The sequence below is a fragment of the Desulforhabdus sp. TSK genome (genome assembly GCF_022836495.1).
In the GTDB taxonomy this organism is placed as follows: Bacteria; Desulfobacterota; Syntrophobacteria; order Syntrophobacterales; family Syntrophobacteraceae; genus Desulforhabdus.
On record NZ_BQXM01000020.1, the window covers coordinates 18493 to 41593 of the forward strand.

The 23101-nt window shown below is 58.5% G+C and carries 19 protein-coding genes; 9 read left to right on the forward strand and 10 right to left on the reverse strand.

What is annotated here, in order from left to right; translation table 11 throughout:
- The first annotated feature begins 193 nt into the window (after positions 1 to 193).
- Positions 194 to 787, forward strand: a complete 594-nt coding sequence (locus MWC30_RS12825; protein WP_244084587.1) for a cob(I)yrinic acid a,c-diamide adenosyltransferase — start codon at positions 194 to 196, stop codon at positions 785 to 787.
- Between the two features lie 13 nt (positions 788 to 800).
- Here MWC30_RS12825 and MWC30_RS12830 read toward each other — a convergent pair whose 3' ends face one another.
- Entirely contained in the window at positions 801 to 2000 is a 1200-nt protein-coding gene (locus MWC30_RS12830; RefSeq protein ID WP_244084588.1) for a PLP-dependent aspartate aminotransferase family protein, read from the reverse strand.
- A 374-nt stretch (positions 2001 to 2374) separates the two neighbouring features.
- Here MWC30_RS12830 and MWC30_RS12835 point away from each other — a divergent pair, with 374 nt between their 5' ends.
- The 5 genes from MWC30_RS12835 to MWC30_RS12855 all read left to right on the forward strand — a co-directional run bounded on the left by MWC30_RS12835 (position 2375) and on the right by MWC30_RS12855 (position 7463).
- Positions 2375 to 3277, forward strand: coding sequence for a TRAP transporter TatT component family protein (locus tag MWC30_RS12835; protein ID WP_244084589.1), 903 nt, complete (start codon positions 2375 to 2377; stop codon positions 3275 to 3277).
- Complete coding sequence (dctP, locus tag MWC30_RS12840; RefSeq protein ID WP_244084590.1) at positions 3261 to 4337, forward strand: TRAP transporter substrate-binding protein DctP; 1077 nt, start codon at positions 3261 to 3263, stop codon at positions 4335 to 4337. Before MWC30_RS12835 ends, dctP begins: the two co-directional genes overlap by 17 nt.
- A gap of 15 nt (positions 4338 to 4352) precedes the next feature.
- A complete protein-coding gene (locus tag MWC30_RS12845) occupies positions 4353 to 4862 on the forward strand; it encodes a TRAP transporter small permease (RefSeq protein ID WP_244084591.1) in 510 nt (169 codons plus the stop codon).
- Complete coding sequence (locus MWC30_RS12850; protein ID WP_244084592.1) at positions 4847 to 6112, forward strand: TRAP transporter large permease; 1266 nt, start codon at positions 4847 to 4849, stop codon at positions 6110 to 6112. The genes MWC30_RS12845 and MWC30_RS12850 overlap by 16 nt, the downstream gene beginning before the upstream one ends.
- A gap of 205 nt (positions 6113 to 6317) precedes the next feature.
- A complete protein-coding gene (locus tag MWC30_RS12855) occupies positions 6318 to 7463 on the forward strand; it encodes an acyl-CoA dehydrogenase family protein (RefSeq protein WP_244084593.1) in 1146 nt (381 codons plus the stop codon).
- A 206-nt stretch (positions 7464 to 7669) separates the two neighbouring features.
- On the opposite strand, the gene MWC30_RS12860 is transcribed toward MWC30_RS12855, so the two are convergent.
- From MWC30_RS12860 to MWC30_RS12880, 5 genes are all read right to left on the reverse strand, one after another.
- Positions 7670 to 8017 (reverse strand): ASCH domain-containing protein, encoded by a 348-nt coding sequence (locus MWC30_RS12860; RefSeq protein ID WP_244084594.1) that lies wholly within the window; start codon positions 8015 to 8017, stop codon positions 7670 to 7672.
- Positions 8018 to 8050: 33 nt separating this feature from the next.
- Complete coding sequence (locus tag MWC30_RS12865; RefSeq protein WP_244084595.1) at positions 8051 to 8728, reverse strand: hypothetical protein; 678 nt, start codon at positions 8726 to 8728, stop codon at positions 8051 to 8053.
- 260 nt (positions 8729 to 8988) lie between these two features.
- The gene (locus tag MWC30_RS12870) at positions 8989 to 9642 is read right to left on the reverse strand and encodes a DedA family protein (RefSeq protein ID WP_244084596.1); all 654 of its coding nucleotides are present in this window, start codon (positions 9640 to 9642) and stop codon (positions 8989 to 8991) included.
- Positions 9643 to 9650: 8 nt separating this feature from the next.
- A complete protein-coding gene (locus MWC30_RS12875) occupies positions 9651 to 10436 on the reverse strand; it encodes a TVP38/TMEM64 family protein (protein WP_244084597.1) in 786 nt (261 codons plus the stop codon).
- Positions 10437 to 10619: 183 nt separating this feature from the next.
- Positions 10620 to 12140, reverse strand: a complete 1521-nt coding sequence (locus MWC30_RS12880; RefSeq protein WP_244084598.1) for a PAS domain S-box protein — start codon at positions 12138 to 12140, stop codon at positions 10620 to 10622.
- Between the two features lie 531 nt (positions 12141 to 12671).
- Between MWC30_RS12880 and MWC30_RS12885 the strand changes: the two genes are divergently transcribed.
- Positions 12672 to 14060 carry a deoxyribodipyrimidine photo-lyase gene (locus MWC30_RS12885; protein WP_244084599.1) on the forward strand — a complete coding sequence of 463 codons (1389 nt, stop codon included), beginning with the start codon at positions 12672 to 12674 and terminating at the stop codon, positions 14058 to 14060.
- A gap of 225 nt (positions 14061 to 14285) precedes the next feature.
- On the opposite strand, the gene MWC30_RS12890 is transcribed toward MWC30_RS12885, so the two are convergent.
- The 4 genes from MWC30_RS12890 to MWC30_RS12905 form a co-directional block, all read right to left on the reverse strand.
- The gene (locus MWC30_RS12890) at positions 14286 to 15236 is read right to left on the reverse strand and encodes a DUF523 and DUF1722 domain-containing protein (protein ID WP_244084600.1); all 951 of its coding nucleotides are present in this window, start codon (positions 15234 to 15236) and stop codon (positions 14286 to 14288) included.
- Between the two features lie 31 nt (positions 15237 to 15267).
- On the reverse strand, positions 15268 to 16224 hold the full coding sequence (locus MWC30_RS12895) for a universal stress protein (protein ID WP_244084601.1): 957 nt from the start codon (positions 16222 to 16224) through the stop codon (positions 15268 to 15270).
- 140 nt (positions 16225 to 16364) lie between these two features.
- Positions 16365 to 18299 (reverse strand): ATP-dependent DNA helicase, encoded by a 1935-nt coding sequence (locus tag MWC30_RS12900; RefSeq protein ID WP_244084602.1) that lies wholly within the window; start codon positions 18297 to 18299, stop codon positions 16365 to 16367.
- Between the two features lie 94 nt (positions 18300 to 18393).
- Positions 18394 to 20778 (reverse strand): penicillin-binding protein 1A, encoded by a 2385-nt coding sequence (locus tag MWC30_RS12905; RefSeq protein ID WP_244084603.1) that lies wholly within the window; start codon positions 20776 to 20778, stop codon positions 18394 to 18396.
- Between the two features lie 256 nt (positions 20779 to 21034).
- On the opposite strand from MWC30_RS12905, the gene MWC30_RS12910 reads away from it, so the two are divergent.
- On the forward strand, positions 21035 to 22063 hold the full coding sequence (locus tag MWC30_RS12910) for a zinc-binding dehydrogenase (RefSeq protein WP_244084604.1): 1029 nt from the start codon (positions 21035 to 21037) through the stop codon (positions 22061 to 22063).
- A 106-nt stretch (positions 22064 to 22169) separates the two neighbouring features.
- Complete coding sequence (locus MWC30_RS12915) at positions 22170 to 23009, forward strand: substrate-binding domain-containing protein (protein WP_244084605.1); 840 nt, start codon at positions 22170 to 22172, stop codon at positions 23007 to 23009.
- Positions 23010 to 23101 lie beyond the last annotated feature (92 nt).

The following is a 23101-nucleotide window of genomic DNA, read 5'->3' on the forward strand; positions in this document are numbered from 1 at the left end:
GGTTGGGGATCCCTGCGCCGGATGATTATATTTGTTGCAGAAACGACGGGTTGGATCTTCCCCTCCTTAGCCTGCCGGTATCGACGAGTGGTGAAGAATCCTGCCTGCCTTCATGCTGAGCCGTAAAAACATCTCCATCGCGGAGAGGGGGATGGACTTAGCCTCCGCCGATGGTCACATGGGGAGACGGAAAATGGACATCAAGAAACTGGAACGTCTGCATCCGGAACTGGGAATCACGTACCTCAAACCCCAAAGGAGGGTCGGGCTCATTGTCGTCCTCACGGGCTATGGCAAGGGGAAAACCTCGTCGGCCGTGGGCATGGTGGTGCGAGCCTGCGGGCACGGCATGAAGGTTTCCATGATCCAGTTCATGAAGGGTGACATTTACACGGGCGAATGGGACGGCATCCGAAATCTGGACTGCGACGTGGAGCTTATTCCGTCGGGCATGGGGTTTTGCGGCATCCAGGGAAATCCGTATCCCCATGCCGTGCATCGGGAAGCTGCCCAGCAGGCCATACGGCTGGCCAGGGAAAAGGTGGAGTCAGGACGCTATGATCTTATCGTCCTGGATGAAATCAACAATGCCCTGAAACTGAACCTCGTGAACCTGGAACAGGTGCTGGAGCTGATCCGGCTCAAGCCGCCCCTCATGCACCTCGTTTTGACGGGCCGTGACGCGCATCCCGACATCGTTGCCCTGACCGATACGGTGAGCGAGGTCCAGGAAATCAAGCATGCTTACCGGAAGGACATCGAGCCTCAGCCCGGGATCGATTATTAGAAAAAACAACGGATCACGGGATCTGGTTCAGGGCCTGGTCCAGGTCTTCCCTGAGATCCTCGAAATCCTCGCACCCCACGGAGAGCCTCACCAGTTCGTCCAGGATCCCTGCTTCCTCCCGTTCTTTTCGGGGGATGGACGCATGGGTCATGGATGCGGGGTGCTCGATGAGGGATTCCACGCCTCCCAGGGAAACGGCGAGGGTGATGATCTTCACGTGGTTCATGACGGTAACGCCGCCCTGGAGGCCGTTTTTGACTCCGAAGGAGATCATGGCGCCGAAGCCGTCCATCTGCTTTTGGGCGATGGCGTACTGAGGGTGTTCGGGGAGTCCGGGATACCTCACCCAGGTGACTTTGGGGTGAGTGCTCAGAAAGGCGGCGATGTGTCGGGCATTTTCCTGGGCCCTTTCCAGGCGGAGGGGGAGCGTCCTCACTCCCCGCAGGATGAGCCAGGCCTGATGGGGGTCCATGGTGCCGCCGAAAAGGCTGAGAACGCGCCGGATTTTCTTGAAATTTTCTTCATCTCCGGCGACGATCATTCCTCCCACCACATCGCTGTGGCCGTTGAGGAACTTGGTGAGGCTGTGGACCACGAGGTCGGCTCCATGCTGGAGAGGCCGCTGCAGGTAGGGGCTGGCGAAGGTGTTGTCCACCACGAGGATGGCTCCTGCCTGGTGGGCGATTTGAGCCGCCGCTTCGATGTCCGTCAGGATCATGGTGGGGTTGGTGGGGGTTTCTATGAAGACCATGCGGGTTTCCGGGCGCAAGGCCTTGCGCATCTTTTCGGGGTCGGAAGTGTCCACGAAGGTGGCCTGGGCTCCGAATCGCGGCAATTCCATTTCCAGGAGGACCCGCGTCGAGCCGTACACCGAATCCGTCGAAACGACGTGGGCGCCTTGGTGCAGGTAAGTCATGAAAACCGTGCTGATGGCCGCCATTCCCGTGGCAGTGGCCATTCCGCCGAAGCCCTGTTCCAGGGAGGCCACGCTGTCCTCGAGGGCGTTGACCGTGGGATTGTTGAGACGTGTGTAAATGAATCCGGGGCTCTCCCCGGAAAAACGGGCGGCGCCCTCTTCCGCGCTGGGGAAGGCAAAGGTGGAGCTCTGGAATATGGGGACGGAGACCTCGCCAAAGAGTGAATCCGCCAGTTTTCCCGAGTGGATGGCCCGGGTGGATTTGCCCATGGAGGAAAAATGCTTTTCTTTATTCATGTGTCGGCTCCTGGTTGGTGGGGGAACGACGCTTGGCCGTCGTAATTCTTTTATGCTCGAGAGGTATAGGACTTCCGTCTCGATGGTTCCTTGTTTTTTGTAGGAGCGGCATCCTGCCGCGACTCGATCACTGTCGCGGCAGGATGCCGCTCCTACAAAAAACAGTTTTGCAATCCTTCAAGTGTATATAAGGATCTGGAGGGGGGCTTGGCAACGAAAACCCCGAGGAAAAAAGGGAAGGACGGCAGGAGCGTTTCGCCGGCCGCTTCAAGCCGTGATTCTTGACAAACCGATTTTCAACCAATAAGTATTAACCTTGCCGATGTGTGCAAATGTGGTATGGATCATCAACTTTATGGAGGGATGTCGGTCCAATGCTCCTTCAATTCACTCCCGCCGGTCGCTGTCTGGCTATCTGCCTGGGAATAATGGTCGTGTCCGTTGCAGGTTGCCTCCCCATGAAACAGGCTCGGGTGGGCGCTGTGGCCCTCACGGTGCAGGATGTGGGACGGGCTGCGGCCCGCCAAACGAGTCCCACCATCGTGCAGCAGGGAATGCCCGCCTACCTCATGCTCCTGGACGGACTCATCGAGGCTGCTCCCGACAACAAAGAGCTTCTCATTGCGGGCTGCCAGGGATATGCTACCTATGCTTCTTCCTTTCTGACGGACGAGCAGAGCAAGGAAGCCGAAATCCTCTACAAAAAGGCTAAAGACTATGGATTTCGTGCCCTATCATCCCGCGGGGATTTCGGACGGTCGGTGGCGGGAAATGTGCAGGAATTCGACCAGTTCCTGGAGCAGTACACCCGGAAGGATATGCCGGCTCTTTTCTGGACGGCCAATGCCTGGGCCGGCTGGATCAGCACCAATATCAGCAGTGTGGAAGCCGTTGCGGACCTTCCCGCCCTGGAGGTGCTCATGAAGCGGCTCCTGGAACTGGATGACACGTACAACCACGGGGGGCCTCACCTGCTCATGGGGGTCTACCTGGCCGCCAAGCCTCCCTCCCTGGGGGGAGATCTGGCCAGGTCGAACGAGCATTTTCAGAAGGCCTTCGCCCTGGGGAGCGACAAGACCCTGGCGGCGAAAGTCCTTTATGCTCAATATTATGCGAGGGGGGCGGGGAATCGCGATCTTTTCGTGAAGACTCTGAAGGAAGTCCAGGCGGCCTCTCCCGATGAAGTTCCCGACCTCACCCTGAGCAACGTGATGGCCCAGGAAAAAGCCGGAAGGCTCCTTTCCAAGACGGAGGAATATTTTGAAAAGACTCCTTGAAACCATTGGCAAATCCATCAACAGCAGGCTGACCCGCAGGGCATGCTGCCTTTTTTGCTTCCTGGCAGTGGCGGCGATGCTGCCGGCGGCTTCGGCATTTGCCGAAAACAAGCCCGAGTTTGAAATCAAGCTGGCCACCCTGGCCCCTGAAAACAGCTCCCTCATGCAGGTTTGCAACGAAATGAACGCCGAAGTACTGCGGGAGACGGGGGGCAAAGTGGGGTTCAAGATGTTCGCGGGGTTTGTCATGGGGGACGAAGAGGATGTCCTCAGAAAGCTCCGGGTGGGCCTCGTCCATGCCGCGGTCTTCACGGCCACCGCTCTCACCGATATGGATCCGGCGCTTCGATCGCTCCAGATCCCCTTCCTGTTCAGCAATTATGGGGAGGTGGATTACGTCATGGAAAAAATGGAGCCGGACTTCAAGGCTGCGCTCCTGAAGGAGGGTTACGAAGTCCTGGGCTGGCCGGAGCTGGGATTTCTCTATTTCATGTCCACCTCCCCCATCGCCGGTCTGGAGGATTTGAAGGGCAAAAAGGTCTGGGCCAAAGCCAATATGCCCATGTCCCAGGCCATGATCGACCGGGCCGGGGTTTCGACCGTGGCCATTGGGCTCCCGGACGTCCTCGTGGCTCTGCAGACGCATCTCCTGGATGTTGTGTACAATTCACCCTACTACGCCCTCGTCACCCAGTGGAACACCCAGGTCAAATACTTCACGGACCTTCCCCTCTCCTACATCGGCGGGGCGCTCCTGGTGGACAGGAAGATCATGGCAAAGATGCCGCCTTCCCTTCAGGAAACCGTCAGGAAGGTTTGCGCCGCCCACCTGCAGCGCCTCAATGAAAAAACCCGCAAAGACAATGACGAAGCCATTCAGATCATTCTGAAGCGGGGAGTGCAAAAGGTGACGCCCGATGCGGCTCATGTCAAGGGATTCAATGACCTGAGCGATGAAGCCATGGCCGGACTGGATGCCAAGTTTCTGCCTCCGGCGGCGGTGAGCAAAGTCAGGGCTGCACTGGCGGAATACCGGGCCCAGCACCCTTCAAAACCATGAGCAGCGGCTTCCGCTATGCTGGGTAAATGGACGGCTTTGAGCCGGTGGTACGGGACCCTCGAGAAGTGGGTCCTGGTGGGGCTCGTTTTGTTCCTCACGGGGTTTTCCCTGCTCCAGATCGTGCTCCGGAATTTTTTCTCCATGGGCATTGTCTGGGGCGACACACTCCTGCGGCATATCGTGCTCTGGGTGAGCCTCCTGGGGACTGCACGCGCGACGGCCGAAAACAAGCACATCGCCATCGATATCCTCCCCAGGCTGCTCCCCGGAGCGGGAAAGACCGTGCTGGGCCTGGTGACCGATTTGTTTTCCTTCCTGGTGAGCCTCCTTCTCTGCTACGAATCCTGGGTCTTCGTCATCAATGAGAAGGGAGCGGGGAATTTCGCTTTTTCCTCTGTTCCCTACTGGTGGCTCGAGGCCATCTTTCCCTTCGGTTTTGCCGTCATGTCCCTTCGTTATGCGCATCGGCTCATCTTCTGCCTCTCTTCGGGGCGAAACGGCGGACAAACATGCAAGCTCTCCTGAGTCTTCTGTTGGGGGTTCTGGCTTTATCGGGAGTCCCGCTGTTCATTGTCATCGCCGGGGCAGCTTTTCTCAGCTTCTATTTCCTGGATGTGGACCTTTCCATCGTCATCATCGAGATGTATCGGCTGGCAGCCAATCCCATGCTCATTGCGCTGCTGCTTTTCGCCTTCGCGGGGTATGTGCTGGCCGAAAGCGGTGCCAGCAGGAGGCTCGTGCGATTTTCCGCCGCTCTCCTGGGGCGGACACCCGGTGGACTGGCCATCGTCTCTCTCCTCTGCTGCGCGTTTTTCACGGCCCTCACGGGAGCGTCCGGAGTGACCATCGTGGCGCTGGGGGGACTGCTCTACCCTGCCTTGCTCGAAGACGGGTACAAGGACAAATTTTCCCTCGGACTCATCACCACGGCAGGAAGCCTGGGGCTCCTTTTCCCGCCAAGCCTCCCGCTGATCATCTACGGTGTGGTTTCAGATACGAAAATATCGGACCTTTTCCTGGCCGGCATCGCCCCGGGAATTCTGATGGTGGTCCTCCTTTCCCTCTACAGCATGTATGCCGCCCTGCGATTCGGTACGACAGGAAGCAAAGCCAGTTTCAACTTCCGGGAACTGGCGTCGGCAACGCGGGAAGCCATGTGGGAGATTTTCCTGCCCGTCGTGCTCTTTGGGGGAATCTTCAGCGGGTTCCTGGCCGTCAGTGAAGCGGCCGCCGTGACGGCCTTCTATGTCCTCGTGGTGGAGATGATCATTCACCGGGAAGTGAAGCTGAATGACATCCCGACGGTGATCGTCAAAACGTCGATGATGGTGGGGGGCATCATCATCATTTTGGGCGCGTCGCTCGCTTTCAATGCGTTTCTCATCGATCAGCAGGTGCCCAACAAGATCCTCGGGCTCATGCAGGCTTATGTCAGCAACAAGTACCTTTTCCTGCTGATCCTCAATCTCTTCCTGCTGGTGGTGGGCTGCCTGCTGGACGTTTTTTCCGCCCTCGTCATCGTGGTGCCCCTCATCATTCCCCTGGCTCTCAGCTACGATGTCAACCTCATCCACCTGGGGATCATTTTTCTCGCCAACCTCCAGATCGGGTATTCCACGCCTCCCATCGGCATGAGTCTTTTCATCGCCAGCCTGCGCTTCGAGAAATCCATCGTGCATCTTTACAAGGCCTCTCTGCCCTTCCTCATCATCCTGCTGCTGAGCCTGGCCGTCATCACCTATCTCCCTGCCTTGAGCCTGCTCTGGGTCCGGTAGACTCCCGCGCCGTGCCTTGGCGAGATCGGCCGAGAGATCCGTTTTGAAATCCTCCCTCGCTTCTCGGTGCGATGGGCGTTAACTTATACCCATTGAGGTTTCAGAGTTTCGTCTTTGCAGGAGCGGCATCCCGCCGCGACGGTGACCCGCCGGGACAGGATGCCGCTCCTGCACGAGCAGGGAGCCGCCAAAAAGGAGGACCACCATGGATTTTCTACTTCCTGATGAAATCATTGAAGATCGCAGGCGCTTTACAGATTTTCTGAACGTCCATCTCGTGCCGAATGTTGGGGCATGGTATGGGGAAGGGGCTGTCCCGCGAGGCTTTTTCCAGGAGATGGGAAAGGAGGGATGGCTGGCCTACGACCGTGGGGCGAAAGGAACCGTGGAACAGTCGGTCCTGAAGCAGTCCGTTCTCATGGAAGATCTGGCGAAGATTTCCCCCGGCGTGGCTGTCGCCGTCCTGGTGCAGATATCCCTCGGGACCAAAGGGCTGACCCTGTTCGGCTCCGAGGCCCAAAAGGAGCAATATTTCCCCTCCGCCATCCGGGGGGAGACCCTCCTGTGCCTGGGCAATACGGAGCCCACCGCCGGCAGCGATGTGGCCAATATTTCCCTCCAGGCCGAGAAGGTCGATGGCGGCTGGGTGCTGAACGGCACCAAGGGATACGTCACCAACGGCAGCCTCGGCGATGTGGCACTCATTACGGCTGTTTCGGATCCTGACGCCGAGCGGAACCGGCGAATGTCCATGTTCCTGGTGGACCTCGCGTCCGATGGGATCACGCGGAAAAAGCTGAACAAGCAGGTCTGGATTCCATCGGACCTCACCCGCCTCCAGTTGAAGGACGTGTTCGTGCCCGATGCGAACCTGCTGGGAGCCTGCGGCCGAGGCCTCCAGCAGGTCCTGGAAATTTTCACCAACAGCCGGGTGACCATCAGCGCTCTCACCCTGGGGACGGCGGTGGGGGCTTTCGAACTGGGTGTGGGGCACGCCGCGAAGCGGGAAGTCTTCGGGCGGAAGATCGCCTCGTATCAGGCCAAGTCCTTTGAAATTGCAGACTTTTACAGCCGCATCGAGGCGGCCCGCCTGGTGTTGTACAAGGCGTGCTGGAAGAAGGACCGGGGAGACGATTTTCGGCTGGAATCCTCCATGGCCAAGTATCTCACGGTGGAGATCGCCCGGGAGGTGGGGTTGTGGGCCGCCGATCTCTTTGGCGCGGCGTCCGTTGTTTTCGAGCACCCCGTTCACAAGTTCCCCATGGACGCCTGGGCTGCTTCCCTGGGGGAGGGGACTCAGGATATCCAGAAATTGGTCATATTCCGGGAGGTCATGGCTCGGTTGGGGTAAGGGCTGCGGAATGGGACGCAGGGACGGGAACGCTGAAGACGCTGACAGAGATTTCGGTTCATTGCGGATTAGCGTGACGGGGACAATTGGATTTCCGTAGGGGGGAATCGTTTTTGTGGCATTTTCACGTTAATCCGCGAAGACCCTAAATTCCAAGGTGAGCAATTCTGAAGCACTCGATCGAAGCTTTCTCCTCCAGGTTTGGTTCAAGAGCAATCGACTCCAGGCACGCCCTCGGGCAGGGCCACCTCGTACAACCCCAGCCGCCCCTTCACGGGAAAAGGGGCGATGGTCCGCACCGACTCCAGTTCCCACGCGTAGGCCCCGGGATAAAGGCTGCAGCAGGCGGCAGCCTCATCCTCCCGTGTCATGGGACGGCAATTCACCAGCCTCACAATGGCCAAAGCGCAACCTGCCGGTTCGATCTTCGGGCGCTTTGAAGAGACAATCACCAAATCCCCCCGGTAGTCCGTCTTCCATTTGCGGGTTTCGATGGTTTTTCGCCCGGAGGCGATCAGGCTCGCCCAGGGTTGCTGGATGGAAAGGGCTTTCATGAGCGGGTGCGTTTCCGATTTTGCCTTCGTGTATTAAGCGGGGCGGGCGGCCATCCACAGGGTATGCCTGGGGCCTCTGCGGCCGCTAATAGCCCGCACGCGCACCTCCTCCACCGTGAAGCCTGCCTTGTACATCCGCTGTGTAAATGCCTGGTCCGGACCTGCCGACCATACGGCCAGCACGCCTCCCGGCCGAAGGGCCATGAAGGCCGCACTCAGTCCGTTCAGACCATAGAGCCAGTCGTTGCCTTTCCGGGTCAGTCCCTCGGGACCATTGTCGACGTCGAGGAGGATGGCGTCATAGGCGCGCTGTTCCTCCCGCAGGAGCTGCGCGACATCGACCTCGCGAACCGTGACCCGTCGGTCTTCCAATGGCCGGCCCGCCAGTTCCCCCAGGGGACCGCGGTTCCATGCAACCACTGCCGGCACCAGTTCCGCCACCACGACCCGGCTTTCCGCGCTGAGTTCCCGCAGTGTTGCGGCCAGGGTATATCCCATGCCCAGTCCGCCGATGAGGACTTGCGGGCTGGGCCGATCCTGTATCCTTGCGCAGGCGAGCGCGCCCAGCGCGTCTTCCGACCCATGTACCCGGCTGTTCATGAGCTCACAATGGTCCACACGGATGGAAAATTCAGTCCCACGCTGGTAGAGCCGGAGCTCTCCGCCGTTTTTGGGCGCCCGCGCACTGTCGAGCAATATCCAAGGATTCATGAGAACCTCACGAAACGCTCCGCCCTTTTCGTGCGGGGCTCTTGCCGGCACCCTCCAGGGAAGCTCTCCCGCCTTCGGCGTGTCTCTTCCGCCTGTCCGAACGGCCGGGGGTGGTCGTATCCCTCTTGGACCAAGCGGAATTCTCTTCTGTGCGAAGCCATGGCAAGCTAAAGAATGCGGCGGGGAGGAAACGGAGTATGAGGCGGTGCTCAGAGGAAAATTTTGACGGACGCCGCCCCACCATCAAAATTTGCCTGCCGTCACGACAGCTCCATCTTTCTCTCGGCTTCAGTCCTGGCCGTGGCTGCGGATCGGGAGGTAAATCGTGCCCTGGCGAACCATGCCGCGCCCGCCAGAATGAGGAGGACGACCACGATGTCCACCTGGTGGGAATAGGTCTGCACCAGGCTCCAATGTTCCCGGAGCTTCATTCCGCAGACGAGGAGGAAGGAATTCCAGAGGGTGGCGCCGATGAGGGTGGCCAGTAGGAAAGGCCCCAGGGGCATGCGGCCCGTCCCTGCGGGAATGGAGATGAGGTGGCGGATGACCGGGATGAAGCGGCTGAGGAAGAGGGTCAGAGTGCCGCTCCGCCGCTGAAAGAATCTTTCGGTCAGTGTCAGGTCGTGCTCGTCCAGCAGGAGGTATTTCCCCACGCGCAGGACCAGCGGTCTTCCACCGTAATAACCCATGAAGTACGAAATGAGGGACCCGACGAGGGACCCGAAGCTCGTCATGCTTATGGCAAGCCACAGATTCCATTTTCCGTCCGCCACCAGAAACCCCACGAATGGCATGACCGCTTCGCTGGGAACCGGTGCGATCATGCTTTCGAGCGCCATGAGGGCTGCTGCTCCCAGGTAGCCGGTGGCGTCGAGGCATCGGATGGCGAGATTGGAAATCAGGTCGGTGATCATGAAAACTCCTATTTCTTAACCTTGGCACATTGGGAAGTGGATAAAGTCGGGGACGGCAGCTTGGAAAGAGTGCCGGCCGGAAGATGCTCCTTCCTTTTATGCAGTGAGCTCAAAACGTTTTCCAACCGGGTCCTGAACATCCATGCCGTGAGCATGACGGCGACGGCGACTCCCGCCAGGACATAGAGCTGAGCATATTGCTGGTAGCGGATGAAGCCGCCCCCCAGGGTGAGGAGGACCGTTCCGAAGAGGCGTCCGACGCTGCTGATGACAAGGAATTCACAGGTGGTGAGATGCCCCAGCCCGAGGATGAAGCAGAGGTAGTCCTTGGGAAAGCCGGGCAGGAGAAAGAGCATGAAAATCAGAAAGACCCCCTTGTGGTGGAGGAGGTAGTCGAAGCGGTCCATGACGGCTTTGTCCACGAACCGTTCTACAAAGGGGCGACCGAACTTCCTGGAAATGGAGAAAGCTATGAAAGATCCCAAAATCAGTCCGATGGTGGAGAGGACCGTTCCTCCAACCACCCCGAAAAGGTACCCTCCGATGATTCCCGTGAGCTCCCCCGGAATGGGGGCCAAAACCACCTGGGCGGTCTGCAGCAAAATGAACCCCAGAAAGCCGAAGGGGCCAAGGGACTGGATGAACTCGACAACGCGCTCTCTATCCAGAAACAGCTGAAAGAAGCCCTGCTGATACAACCATATTCCGCCGCCGACAATATAGAGGCACACCAAAACCTTGGTCAGCCTCCAGAAGCGACCACCACCGCCAGGGGTATTCGTCGAATCGTTCATCGGTCCCTTGTCTTCAATGTCTCTAACTGGTGCGGTTGATCATACGGTCATCCCTTGTCCCGGGGCCGATGTTCCAGACCATTTCGTCACACTTTAACGGATTTGAGCTCCCGAGTCTACCGGCTTGAGCGATTTTGCACTTGTTTTTCCATGCCGACAGGATCCTCTGTCCCGAATGGACCTCTAACCTTTCGCGTCGTCTTCCTCATAGCCGTAAGCGCTGAAAATGTTCAGAATCGTATCGCTGGAATACGATTCTTCCTTGTAGAGAAAAGCCTTGTTGAATGCCTTCGTCACTTCTGAGATCTTTTGATAGGCATCGGCAATGTTTTCATGAGAAAAAAGAAAGGATTCAACGACCTCTTTCATCTCCTCTGCGATGGCCCCCGGTTCCTCCTCATTCCGGTCCAACTTCTCCAGGAGTGCCTTCAGAGATTTGATGTCTCCCGCCATGAGCTCCAGGGAGGTGTCCAGTTGCATGAGGTGGGTATTGAGGTAATGGCACATACCTCCCGCAGCGTTGCGAAGCACCCGGTTCCGCTGATTTTCGAGGGTTTGAGTGATGTTGTGTACAATACCTTCGTGATAGAGATGCCGGCCTGAGTCGCCAATCTTGGCCCGTGCCGTGACGGCCACTTCGATGATGTCTCCCGCCCTGTTCTTGAAGCGCACCTGCATGCCTTCCACGTGCCCTTTGCCGTAGATTTCCTTGATGAGCTCGTCCCGCTCCGCGCCATCCACGTAAAAATTGCGCACGTTGCTCTCGTAGGCTTCCTCCAGGCTCTCGATGCCCAGGAGCTTCAACCCCGCCTCGTTGATGTCGATGAAATCGCCTTCCGGCGTGATGGTGAAGGCCATATCGCTGGTGGATTCAAAAAAATCCCTGTATTTTTCTTCACTCAGCTTCAGTGCGTCGAGGGCCTTTTTCTCTTCGGTGATGTCCCGGATGACGTGATCGATCCTTCGAATGTGCCCACTACCCGTGTAAACGACGTGCCCTTCATCCTCAACCCATTTGATGCTCTTGTTTCTGTGGATGATCCTGTATTCCAGTTGATCGAACTCCGCTTCGGGCAGGTTCCTGTAGAATCGATCCACTTTCTCCAGGTCATCGGGGTGAACAAAATTCAGAATGTGATTCTCGCCGCTGACGAAGTCCCGCACCGGAATGCCGTAGAGCGCTTCGGCCGAGGGGTTGATGGCCCGGATGGAAAAATCGTCCGGTGAAAGGGACACCACAACCTCCGTCATGGACTGGATGATGCTTTCGAGCCGTTCCTTGATGCGCTGCAGTTCGAACCGCGTCTTGCGCCTCTCGGTGATATCCGTCAAGGCGCCCAGTATGGCGGGGGTTCCACCGCAGTCCACGACGCTTACCTTCATCTCGATGATGGCCTCACCCTCTCTCACGGGCATGAGGAATTCGATGGTATCGGCGAGATCTTCTGCAAACAGAAGCCCCCTGCAGTATTCTCGGACTTTTTCGCGGTCGACGGGGGAGACGAATTTGGAAAAATCTGATTGAAGGACTTCGTCCGGCCCGCTTTGGGAAATTTCGTAGAAGGCATTGTTGGCAAAAATAATTTGCTCTTCCCGGATGATCACGACGCCGTCGTTGATGTGCTCCACAATGCCCTGGTAGTCGATGTCTCCCTGGCATATCTTGATGATTCCGGCGTGTTCGGGTGATGTGCGGTGAGTCATGGGTATTCCCCTACGACAATGCTGTTAACTTTTCCAACTTCCGTCATTCCGGCGAAAGCCGGAATCCAGGTAAATAAAGACGCTCTGGCGGGGTGACGTTAGGCCAACAACATTGCTCCCCTGCGATGGGGGTCAAATAGGTTTCGGCCGTAAATACATCGTCATTTTTGCCAGTTTGCTGGATCTTGAACGAGTTGGCAAGAGTACAATGGTCGACTCAGCCTGAATGGTTGGTGGGCGAGACCTCTTAGGGGTTCAATGCCTTGTTTTGTAGGAGCGGCATCCTGCCGCGACGGCTCACTGTCGCGGCAGGATGCCGCTCCTACAAAACAAGGCCGTCACATCGAAAGGTTCGATCTTGATCGCCGGGGACCGCGAAAAGTACAGCGGTTACAGCGACAACCTACAAAACAAGGCCGTCACATCGAAAGGTTCGATCCGCATCGAGTATTTACACATAGCGTATTTTCGGGCTTTGGGGGGAGTATCTACGATGCTTCGCCCGAGAGGGGGCAGGAGGGTAAATCGGTCGTGGAGAGCAGGAAAATTGAGATGGAGCGCATCCAGCGGCTCAATGAGAAGGATACTGTTGCGGGAGAGTATGTCCTCTACTGGATGCAGCAGTCCCAGAGGGCTCAGTACAACCATGCGTTGGAGCTCGCCATCGAGCAGGCCAACGCCCTGGGGCAGCCCTGTGTCGTGGCGTTTGGGCTCATGCCCGACTACCCGGAAGCCAACGCCAGGCACTATGCCTTCATGCTGGAAGGCCTGGAAGAAACCCGGGACGTCCTGGCGGAAAGGGGCATCCCGTGGATCGCCCGGCACGGGAGTCCGCCTCGAGTCGCCCTGGAATTGGGCGGCAGGGCATCCCTCATCGTGTGCGACCGGGGGTACTTGCGGCACCAGGTGGCCTGGCGGCAGGAGGTCGCCCGGGAGGCTCCCTGCCGGGTGGTGCAGGTGGAATCGGATGTAGTCGTGCCCGTGGAAACGGCGTCGGACAAAGCCGAATATGCCGCCCGTACTCTCCGCCCCAAGCTGTGGCGACACCTGGAAGCTTTCCTGAAGGACCTGCCGCCCACCCCCCTCCTCCGGGAATCCCTGAACCTGCCCCTGGGAGGGATGGACCGTGCGGAGCTTCGCGGAGCGGCGACCAGGCTGCAGCAAGGGCCTGACGTGGCTCCCGTCGGGTCACGCTTTCGCGGGGGCGCCCGGGCCGCCGAGGACCGACTGCGCGAGCTCCTGCAGGACAAGCTCTCCCGCTATGCCGACCACCGCAACCAGCCGCAGACGGACGATGTGTCCTACATGGGCATGTACCTGCATTTCGGACAGATTTCCCCCGTCTACCTGGCGCTCCAGGTGATGGGCGCAACCCATCAGCCGGCAAAAGACCGGGACGCCTTCCTGGAAGAGCTGCTGGTGCGGCGGGAGCTGGCGATGAATTTCGTGCATTACCGGCCCGACTACGATTCCTATGCCTGCCTGCCGGCTTGGGCACAGGCAACCCTGGCCGACCATGAAGACGACCCGAGAAGCCCGCTGTATACACCGCAGGAGCTGGAGAGCGGGCAAACTCACGATATCTATTGGAATGCGGCGATGAACGAGATGAAAGCCCGCGGCTACATGCACAACAGCATGCGCATGTACTGGGGGAAGAAGATCCTGGAGTGGAGCCGCACTCCCCGGGAGGCGTTCCAGACGGCCCTCACCCTCAACAACAAATATTTCCTGGACGGCCGTGACCCCTCTTCCTACGCCAATGTGGCGTGGGTCTTCGGGTTGCACGACCGGCCATGGAAGGAGCGTCCCGTGTACGGCAAAGTCCGCTGCATGATGGCGTCAGGCCTGGAAAGGAAGTGCGATATCCGGGCCTACGTGCGGAAGGTGCAGGAGTTGGTGCAGCAGGCAGGGAGGTGAAATGTTCACCATGAGAACAGATAATGGTAATGGCCTTGGGGGCTTGCCTCAACCCTGTCGTCATCGCTGCCAACCGCTTGTAGGAGCGGCATCCTGCCGCGACCGGCTCACCGTCGCGGCAGGATGCCGCTCCTACAACGAACAGGGGGCATCAACTCAAAAAATCTGAACCTGACCGAGCATAAATCCAGGGGAATCCTGCTCCCCCCCGGCAAGCCGGGCGGCCTACACGTGATTCCTCAATTGCAGTTCGATGGGGTGCGGGTGCAGGTAGTGCTGCAGCTTGAGATAGGCTTCATCGTATTTGCGCACATAGTGGTTCATGAGAGTAATGGGAACGATGAGGGGCATATGTCCCTTCCTGTAAAGGGCCAGGATTTCCAGGATCTCTTCCTTCTCGTCCTGTGAGAGCTGCTTTTTAAAGTAGCCCATCATGTGCTGCAGGACATTGGTGTTCTTGGGGACGCTGGCCTTGAGGCGCAGTCCTTCCAGGAGCAGGGTCTGATACTGCCGGTACAGCTCGCCCGGCGGCAGTTCCCTGGCGCGGGCCACCAGCTTCCCCATGGCGCGGTAGTGGGCGGGGCTGTGAGCGAGCATCAGCAGCTTGTGGCGCGTGTGGTATTCCACCAGGCGGCCGATGCTTTCCCCCTGGCTCAGCAGTTCACGCCAGCGCTTCATGGCAAAGATGCGCTCGATAAAATTCTCCCGCAGGGGCGGATCGTGCAGGCGTCCTTCCTCCTCCACGGGCAGCAGGGGGAAATGCTCCATGAAGACCCGTGCGAAGAGCCCGACTCCCTTGTGGGACGGCATTCCCTGGTCGCTGTACACCTTCACCCGTTCCATGCCGCTGCTGGGGGAACGGCTCTTGAAGATGAATCCGCACAGGTCTTCCTTTTCCAGTTCCTCCACACGCTTTCGGGCCCACTGAAGCATCCCGTCCGTATGGTCGACCCCGGAACGCTGGGTCATGAGCCTCGGTGCATCAACATCCCCCACCAGCCTGAGGGCTTCTCGGGGAATTCCCAAACCGTATTCCACTTCCGGACAGACGGGCACATATTCCACGTACTTTCCCAGGGTATCCCGCAGGAACCTGTCCAGTTTGTGCCCGCCGTCGTAACGCACCTCGTTCCCCAGCAAACAGGAGCTGATGCCCAACCTTATGGGAGCTTCCATGACCGTTTTATCCTTCCGTCATCTTTGAGCATCAGCCGTCCACCAGGCAGAGTATGGTTCCCGTCACATTCTGAAGCACCTTGTTGGCATGGCTGCCCATGAGGAAAGGCTTGCGCTCCCGGAAGCTCTTCTTCCCCATGAGGACCATCTGAAAGGAATGGGCATCGATCTCGTTCAGCAGATCCCGCGCGACCCCCTGCTTGGTGGGGAGGATCAGGGATTCGATATTCTTGTCGGAAACTCCCCGGCTGACGAGGTGTTTACGGGCCTCCGTCATGTAGCCTTCTACACGTTCCACCCATTCGGAGCGCCATTTTTCGATGCGGGACTGGCGGTCTTTTTCCTCGGCCGACCCTAGAATATGGCCGTCATCCCAGAAAGTGGGAGGAACAGGGGGCATGAGGTGCAGGAAAGTGAACTGGAGCTGAGGGTTCGAGGCCAGAAATTCGCCCGCATAGTGGATCAATTCATTGGAATCAGAGCCGCCTTCCAGGGCCAGCAGCACTTTCCTCGATTCATGAATGGGAGTGTCCACCACCCAGACGGTGCGATGCTGAGCATATTGGGCCACTTTGGCGGAGACGCTTCCGATGAGGAGGGTTTCCAACTGGCTCCTTCCCCGTCGACCGACAACAATGGTCTGAATTTTTTCTTCCTCCGCCGTTTGGAGGATATCCCGGGCGGGGTCGGTGCTGTTGAGGGCCAGCTTGGCCTGCATACGCTCCGGGGGAAAACCCGTGGCTAAGAGATGGCGTTTGGCTTCCTCCAGCACGGCGTTGCCCACTTTTTCCTGGGCGGCGTGGGGAACTTTGTAGGATTGTTCCACTTCCCTGCCGATCTCCCCGGGCGCAAGCCCGGCCAGTTGCTGAACGCAATGGAAAAGAAGTAAATGGACATCGGACTGCTCTTTTACAAGATCACCCACGATGGACAAAGCGTTGAAGCCCTTTTCCGAACCGTCTACCGCAAAGAGAATCTGTTTTTCCATAGGTCTCCTCCCATTGATGGATTAATGATCGGTCAGTACCAAGACTCTGTATCCTTATGGTCTTTCGATATTCATCGAATTCGATGTTCTCATAATATACTACTTTTTTCTGCTTTTGCCCTATGCAAGAGTGCTGCGTATCAGCAATTCTCAAGGAGAGCGATAAAGTCGCCGGGGATGTCGTCCAGGTGATGCACACGCCGGCAGGGGGGGAGACTCTTCAGGAAAAGCCGTCCGTAGTTCTTTGTCAGGAGGCGGACATCGAAAATGGCGATGACACCCCGGTCTCCGGGAGACCGGATGAGGCGTCCCACGCCCTGCTTCAGCTGGATAACGGCCCGGGGTACCTGGTAATGGACAAATGGGCTTTTCCCCTGTGCTCCGAGGTGCTCCATGCGGGCGGAAATGAGGGGATCGTCGGGCACTTCGAAGGGGAGCTTGTCGATGATCAGGCAGCTCAGGGACTCTCCGGGCACATCGATCCCCTGCCAGAAAGAGCTCGTGGCGAAAAGGATGGAATGGATTTCCTGCTTGAATTGCGCGAGGAGCGTGCGTTTGGGCTTCGCTCCCTGCACGAAGAGGGGATAGGGCAGTCTGTCCTTGAGGAGCCCATGGGTCTCCTTCATGTTCCGGTAGCTCGTGAAGAGGAAGAGGGCCCTTCCCTGGGTTTTGGTCAGAATCTGCAAGGCCTCCTCTGCAAGGCGTTCGCAAAACCCCGGTTCGTGGGGTGCGGGGAAGGTCGACGGGATATACAGCAGAGCCTGTTTCTCGTAATCGAAGGGTGAGGCCAGCAGGAGCTCACGGGTTTCAGGAGGCATCCCGAGGGATCTCCGGATGAAATCAAAGGACCCTGCGATGGAGAGGGTAGCGGAGGTCATCACCACGGCAGACTTGCGGGAGAGGAGTTTTTCCCGGAGAACCGGCGCCACATCGACGGGCGTTCCATAAATGAAAACCGCCTTGGCGGAAAGCTCGTACCAGTAGACGAGGGACGGATTGTCCTGCTCCAGGATCTTCCGGACCTCCCCGGCCATTTCCAGGCTGTGGCGGTGTAAAAGATCCAGGGTTTCTGGGCTGTCGCTTTTGGGGGTCAGCAGCGCGCTCAGCTGTTCCAGAGCGTGCAGGAGCTGCCGGCATGTGTCGACGAACGATTTTCCCACCTTCTGGAGATTCAGGGGAAAGCGTCCCTGGGCCCCCGGCGTCGGGCACAGGCCCTGGTACAGCAGGCGGCTGAGGGCTTCAAGCTGCACGGCGATGGAATGGATTTCCTGGAAGCGCTGTGTCTTCCCGGCGTCCTTTTTAGTCTCCCTATGAAGGTCCTGTAACAGGTCGTTGATCTTCAAATTGCTGAACTGCAGGCCGAAATAGAGGCCGATGGTGTCTTCCAGCTGATGGGCTTCATCGAAGATCACCGCGTCGTAATCGGGGAGGATTTCTCCCAGCCCCTTTCCCCGCAGGGCCAGGTCTGCGAAAAAAAGATGGTGATTGACCACCAGGAGATGAGCACGCGATGCTTCCAAGCGCAGGCGGGTGATGAAGCAGCGGGAATAGTCGTCGCACTGCTGCCCCAGGCAGTCTTCACTGCCGGAGCTCACTTCGTTCCAGGTCTGGAAGCCGTCGGGGAGCCAGTCCAGGTCCGCACGGTCCCCGGTGGGAGTCCGCGCAGCCCACTGCTGAAATCGTCTGAAGAGCCTGGCTTCCTCTTTGTTCCAGAGGGTGGGCTGATAGGAGAAGTCCCGGAAGCGCCGGAGGCAGAGGTAGTTGCGCCGCCCTTTGAGACAGACGGCTTGAAGATGGGGAGCGATGAGGCGCTTCAGGAACGGGATGTCGTGGTCGAGGATCTGGTCCTGGAGGGTTTTGGTGCCGGTGGAAACCACGACTCTTTTCCCGCTCAGAATGGCGGGAATAAGGTAGGCCCAGGTTTTTCCCGTTCCTGTTCCGGCTTCCACCAGGAGCGGGGTTTCACTGGTCAGGCATTGGTAGACCTCCTCGGCCATCTCCAGCTGGGAAGCGCGAAAATCGAAGGATGTGACCTTTTGGGCCAGAAGCCCCTGGGGGCCGAAATAACGCTGCATGCTACCGTTCCTGCACAGTATTGCTCAACCGGCTCAAGGTCAAAGAGGGGCTTCATGAAAGGAGTACCGGCCGTGAAAATATCTGGTGTGCCCCTCAAAACAGATCGGACTTGAAAAAGGATTCCGACGTGGCAGGGCGACCAGACTCGCCCGCCGAATCCTTAGGTTCTGAACGCCTGGGCCGTGCCTGGAGTTTAGGAACTTCCCCTGCAAAGGCAACGGAAATGGCGGAGGGATCTTGTGAGCCGGCCAGTCCTCCGGAGTTGGGGTTGATTTTTGCAAAGACGACTCCGGGCGGGATGGGAAAGGCCTCCACGGGGGCGTCCTTCAGCCACTCCTTCATGAAGGAGACCCAGATGGGGCAGGCCGCGTGGCCTCCCGTTTCCCCCTTTCCCAGGGAGACATTGTGGTCGTCGTAGCCCACCCACACGCCCGCCAGCACGTCGGGTGTGTAGCCGACAAACCAGGCATCCTTCAGCTCATTGGTGGTTCCCGTTTTTCCGGCAGCAGGCCGCTCCAGTTCCTTGGCTTTTTTCCCGGTGCCTTCCTGCACCACCCCCTGCAGCATGTCCGTCATGACATAAGCGTTCTCAGGAGTCATGACACCCGTGGACTCGGTTTGATGCTGATGCAGGACATTGCCGTCCCGGTCCACTATTTTTTCGATGAGGTACGGCTCGACCCGCTCCCCCGCGTTTGCAAAAGGGGTGTAGGCGGTGAGCAGCTCCGAAAGAGTGACTCCCGAGGCTCCCAGCGCCAGCGCCAGGGTGGGGGTGAGGGGCGAGGTGATCCCGAGGTTCCGCGCATATTCGATGGCATACGGTACGCCGATGTCGCTCAGCAGCTTGACCGTCACGACGTTTCGCGAATGGACCAGAGCCCTTCTCATGAGGATGGGGCCCCAAAACTTGCGATCGTAATTTTCCGGTCTCCACTTTCCCCTGAGGCTGTGATCGTCCAGGATGAGGGGAGAATCGATCAAAATGGACGCCTGTGTGTACCCCTTTTCCAGGGCTGCGGCATAAATCATGGGCTTGAAAGCCGATCCCGGCTGGCGAACGGCCTGGGTCGCCCGGTTGAACTGGCTCTGAGCGAAATTGCGTCCCCCCACGAGACAGAGCACCCGGCCCGTCTGGGGAACCATAGCCATGAACGCCCCCTCCATGCCGGGGTCCTGTTCCAGAGCGGTCAGCCAGGTCTTGTCGCTCTCCGACTTTTCCAGCCGCACCCGGATCACGTCGCCCACGCGAAACCGCTTCTCCGCCCGCCTGCTGGAAATTTTCGCCCATTCCCAGCCCGTGGAAGGCAGCACTCCCCGGGTATCCCCGATGAGCAACTGGCAGGTCTTGTTGGGGATATCGTATTCCGTCACCAGTGCTGCTACGACCTTGCCCGCGCTCAGTTCGCCGTTGTTGCTGCTCAGGACCCTGAGGGCCGATGGCCAGTCCTCGCGCGGCACATTGAGATGGACCCCCCGGTAGCGGCTGTGGCGTTTGTCGAGCCTCCGCAGTCCCTGGTCCAGGGCTTTTTCCGCCAGTTGCTGAGCGCGCCGGTCCAGGGTGGTGTAGATATTGAGCCCTTCCTTGTAAAGGCCGTCGCGGCCGTAAGTCGCCTCCAGCTGCCTGCGGACTTCCTCGGTGAAATGATCGAATTCCGTGAGGCTCCATCGCTTGGGCTTGCTCAGATTCAGGGGCTCCGCAAAGACCCTTTCGGCCTCCTGGGCCGGGATGAATCCCACCTCCACCATGCGGTCGAGAACATACTTCTGTCGCTCTCTGGCGGCGGCCTGGTTCTGGAAAGGCGAAGAGCGGCTGGGAGCCTTGGGCAGACCGGCCAGAAGAGCCGATTCGGAAAGAGTCAGCTCCTCGACGTGCTTGTCGAAATACGTCCTTGCGGCGGCTTCGACCCCGTAAGCGCCGGATCCGAGATAGATCTGGTTGACGTAGAGATAGAGGATTTCATCCTTGCTCAGGGTGCGATCGATGCGATAGGCGAGGATGGCCTCCTTCAGCTTGCGCGTTACGGTGCGCTCCGGGGTGAGGAGGAGGGATTTCACCACCTGCTGAGTGATGGTGCTGGCTCCCTGAACGATTTCACCCGCCTGCAGGTTCTTGAAGAAGGCCCGGACGATTCCGGGGAAGTCCACGCCGCCGTGCTCATAAAAGCGTGCGTCTTCCGCGGCCAGAAGTGCCTTGATGAGATGGGACGGCACCCGCTCCAGGGGTACGAGATAGCGGCGCTCCGTGTAGAGCTCCCCCAAAATCGTGCCGTCCGCGGCGTACAGGGTGGAGACCAGGGGGGGATGGTAGTTTTTGAGGGCATGAGCACTGGGAAGCGACTGGTTCAACTGGAGGTAGAAGGCAAAAGCCGCGATGCCCCCGATGAGAACGACAGTGGCCAGGAGCCCGAAAAAAGTGAAGAAGAGCCACTTGAACATGCCCCTGCCCGAATTCCGGGCGGCGCGATCCGTGCGTTTCATGAAATATACCTCGCAAGTGACAGAAAATTAAAACTTAATATTGTAGATGAAAAGCGTGAAAATCCAATCCCTATTTGAAATGATCCGAATGAATCGAGCATAAGCTCTAAAAGTATCAATGAATTAACATCTTCAAGCCTTGAATTCCCCGGAAGCGGTCTTTACTTTGCAGTCATCGTGACAGTTTCTGCATCATGCCGGTTTTGAACCGAGCGTTTGTTTTTTCATCGCACTCTCGAAAAAGGAAATCAAGATCATGAAAGCACTTTGTTTTCACGAGCACGGAGCTCCCGATGTCCTCAAGTTCTGTGAAGTTCCGGATCCTCAGCCGGGGCCGGGGGAAGTTCTCATCCGCGTCAAGGCCTGTGCCCTCAACCATCTGGACATCTGGGTACGGCGGGGCTGGCCGGGGCTGAAGCTGGAAATGCCCCACTGGGGAGGTTCGGATGTTGCCGGGGTTGTGGCCGACGTGGGACCGGACGTCACGGGCTGGAAGGTGGGAGATCGGGTCGTGTCGGACCCCGGGATCAGCACCCTGGAGGATGAATTCACGCGGCGGGGAGAGCACAGCCTGAGCCCGGGCTACCGGATTCCGGGAGAGCACGTGCGCGGCGGACTGGCCGAATACGTGGCGGTTCCCGCGGAAGGGCTCATGCGCATGCCCGAGCTCCTCGACTTTCCCACGGCGGCCGCCCCGCTCCTGGTGACTCTCACCGCCTGGCGGATGCTCATTCACCGGGCCAGGCTGCGCGCCGGAGAATCAGTCCTGGTGGTGGGGGCCGGCGGGGGAGTCAACAGCATGGCCACTCAGATCGCCAAGCTGGCAGGCGCCAGGGTCTATGTGGTGGCGGGCAATGCGGATAAGGCGGCTCGGGCGCGGGAATTGGGCGCCGATGTCGTCCTGGACCGTTCCCGCGGCGACTGGGTGAAGGAGCTGGCAGCTCTTACGGACAAGCGCGGCGTGGACGTCGTGGTGGACAACGTGGGAGCGGCGACCCTGAACAAAAGCATGCGGGCGGTGGCGCGAGGCGGCCGCATTGTCATTGTGGGAAACACGAGTGGGCCCCTGGCGGAAATAGATATCCGCTTCATCTTCAGCAAGCAGATCAGCCTGGTTGGCAGCACCATGGGCACCCATCAGGACTTCCGGGACGTGACGGCCCTCCTGTGGGAAGGGAAGCTCAAACCCGTCATCGACCGGGTCCTGCCCCTCCAGGCCGGACGTGAGGCTTTCGAAGCCATGGAGAAGAGCGACCAGTTCGGGAAAATCGTGCTGGAGCCGTGACGGGAAGGAGATGGGGTAAAGTTTATGCCGAACTTGACAGCAAATGCCCACTCTGCTACCCATTTCATTCCACATACATCATCCATAACCACACAAGGAGGGAACGATGCGTTTGTTCAAACCGGTTGCAGCCATTTTGTTTGTGTTCGCTCTCATTGGCCTTTTCAGCGGGAACGTGACCCACGCCCAGGACAGCAAGGACGTGATCCTGGCGACGACGACGTCCACAGTGGATTCGGGGCTCCTGGATGTTCTCATCCCTGCCTTTGAAAAGCAGTCGGGCTACCGGGTGAAAACCATTGCCGTCGGAACCGGGCAGGCGTTGGCCATGGGAGAGAAGGGTGAAGCGGACGTGCTGCTGGTGCATGCGCCGGAAGCCGAGAAAAAACTGGTGGACGCCGGTGTGGGGACCAACTATCAACTGGTCATGCACAATGACTTTGTTATCGCCGGCCCCCCTGACGATCCCGCCAAGATAAAGGGGATGTCCAGTATGGAGGCCTTCAAGGCCATCAGCGCCAAACAGGCGATTTTCATATCTCGCGGGGACGATTCAGGGACGCACAAAAAGGAGCTTTCCATCTGGAAGAAGGCCGAAGTGACTCCTGCCGGTCAGAAATGGTACCAGGAAACCGGCCAGGGCATGGGAGCGACCCTTCAGATGGCTTCTGAAAAGCAGGGCTACACCCTCACCGATCGTGCCACTTACCTGGCTCAAAAATCCAACCTGAAACTGGAAATCCTTTCGGAAGGCGACAAGGGGCTCCTCAATATCTACCACGTCATGCAGGTGAATCCGGAAAAGTTCACCAAGGTCAACGCCAAAGGCGCCGAGGCCTTCGTAGCCTTCATGATAGCCCCCGAAACTCAGAAGATGATCGGGGAGTTCGGGAAGGAAAAATTCGGCCAGTCCCTTTTCTTCCCTGATGCGGGCAAGCAGATGTAAACGGATAGTTTTTTGACTCACGCGGAGTCGCGGAGGACGCGGAGAAAACCTGGATGATCTCCGCGTTCTCCGCGACTCCGCGTGAGATGAAA

Bases quoted from the DNA above. Each gene is read 5' to 3' on its own strand.
- MWC30_RS12825 (WP_244084587.1), top strand. From the start codon at position 194: ATGGACATCAAGAAACTGGAACGTCTGCATCCGGAACTGGGAATCACG.
- MWC30_RS12830 (WP_244084588.1), bottom strand. From the start codon at position 2,000: ATGAATAAAGAAAAGCATTTTTCCTCCATGGGCAAATCCACCCGGGCC.
- MWC30_RS12835 (WP_244084589.1), top strand. From the start codon at position 2,375: ATGCTCCTTCAATTCACTCCCGCCGGTCGCTGTCTGGCTATCTGCCTG.
- MWC30_RS12845 (WP_244084591.1), top strand. From the start codon at position 4,353: ATGCTGGGTAAATGGACGGCTTTGAGCCGGTGGTACGGGACCCTCGAG.
- MWC30_RS12850 (WP_244084592.1), top strand. From the start codon at position 4,847: ATGCAAGCTCTCCTGAGTCTTCTGTTGGGGGTTCTGGCTTTATCGGGA.
- MWC30_RS12855 (WP_244084593.1), top strand. From the start codon at position 6,318: ATGGATTTTCTACTTCCTGATGAAATCATTGAAGATCGCAGGCGCTTT.
- MWC30_RS12860 (WP_244084594.1), bottom strand. From the start codon at position 8,017: ATGAAAGCCCTTTCCATCCAGCAACCCTGGGCGAGCCTGATCGCCTCC.
- MWC30_RS12865 (WP_244084595.1), bottom strand. From the start codon at position 8,728: ATGAATCCTTGGATATTGCTCGACAGTGCGCGGGCGCCCAAAAACGGC.
- MWC30_RS12870 (WP_244084596.1), bottom strand. From the start codon at position 9,642: ATGATCACCGACCTGATTTCCAATCTCGCCATCCGATGCCTCGACGCC.
- MWC30_RS12875 (WP_244084597.1), bottom strand. From the start codon at position 10,436: ATGAACGATTCGACGAATACCCCTGGCGGTGGTGGTCGCTTCTGGAGG.
- MWC30_RS12880 (WP_244084598.1), bottom strand. From the start codon at position 12,140: ATGACTCACCGCACATCACCCGAACACGCCGGAATCATCAAGATATGC.
- MWC30_RS12890 (WP_244084600.1), bottom strand. From the start codon at position 15,236: ATGGAAGCTCCCATAAGGTTGGGCATCAGCTCCTGTTTGCTGGGGAAC.
- MWC30_RS12895 (WP_244084601.1), bottom strand. From the start codon at position 16,224: ATGGAAAAACAGATTCTCTTTGCGGTAGACGGTTCGGAAAAGGGCTTC.
- MWC30_RS12900 (WP_244084602.1), bottom strand. From the start codon at position 18,299: ATGCAGCGTTATTTCGGCCCCCAGGGGCTTCTGGCCCAAAAGGTCACA.
- MWC30_RS12905 (WP_244084603.1), bottom strand. From the start codon at position 20,778: ATGAAACGCACGGATCGCGCCGCCCGGAATTCGGGCAGGGGCATGTTC.
- MWC30_RS12910 (WP_244084604.1), top strand. From the start codon at position 21,035: ATGAAAGCACTTTGTTTTCACGAGCACGGAGCTCCCGATGTCCTCAAG.
- MWC30_RS12915 (WP_244084605.1), top strand. From the start codon at position 22,170: ATGCGTTTGTTCAAACCGGTTGCAGCCATTTTGTTTGTGTTCGCTCTC.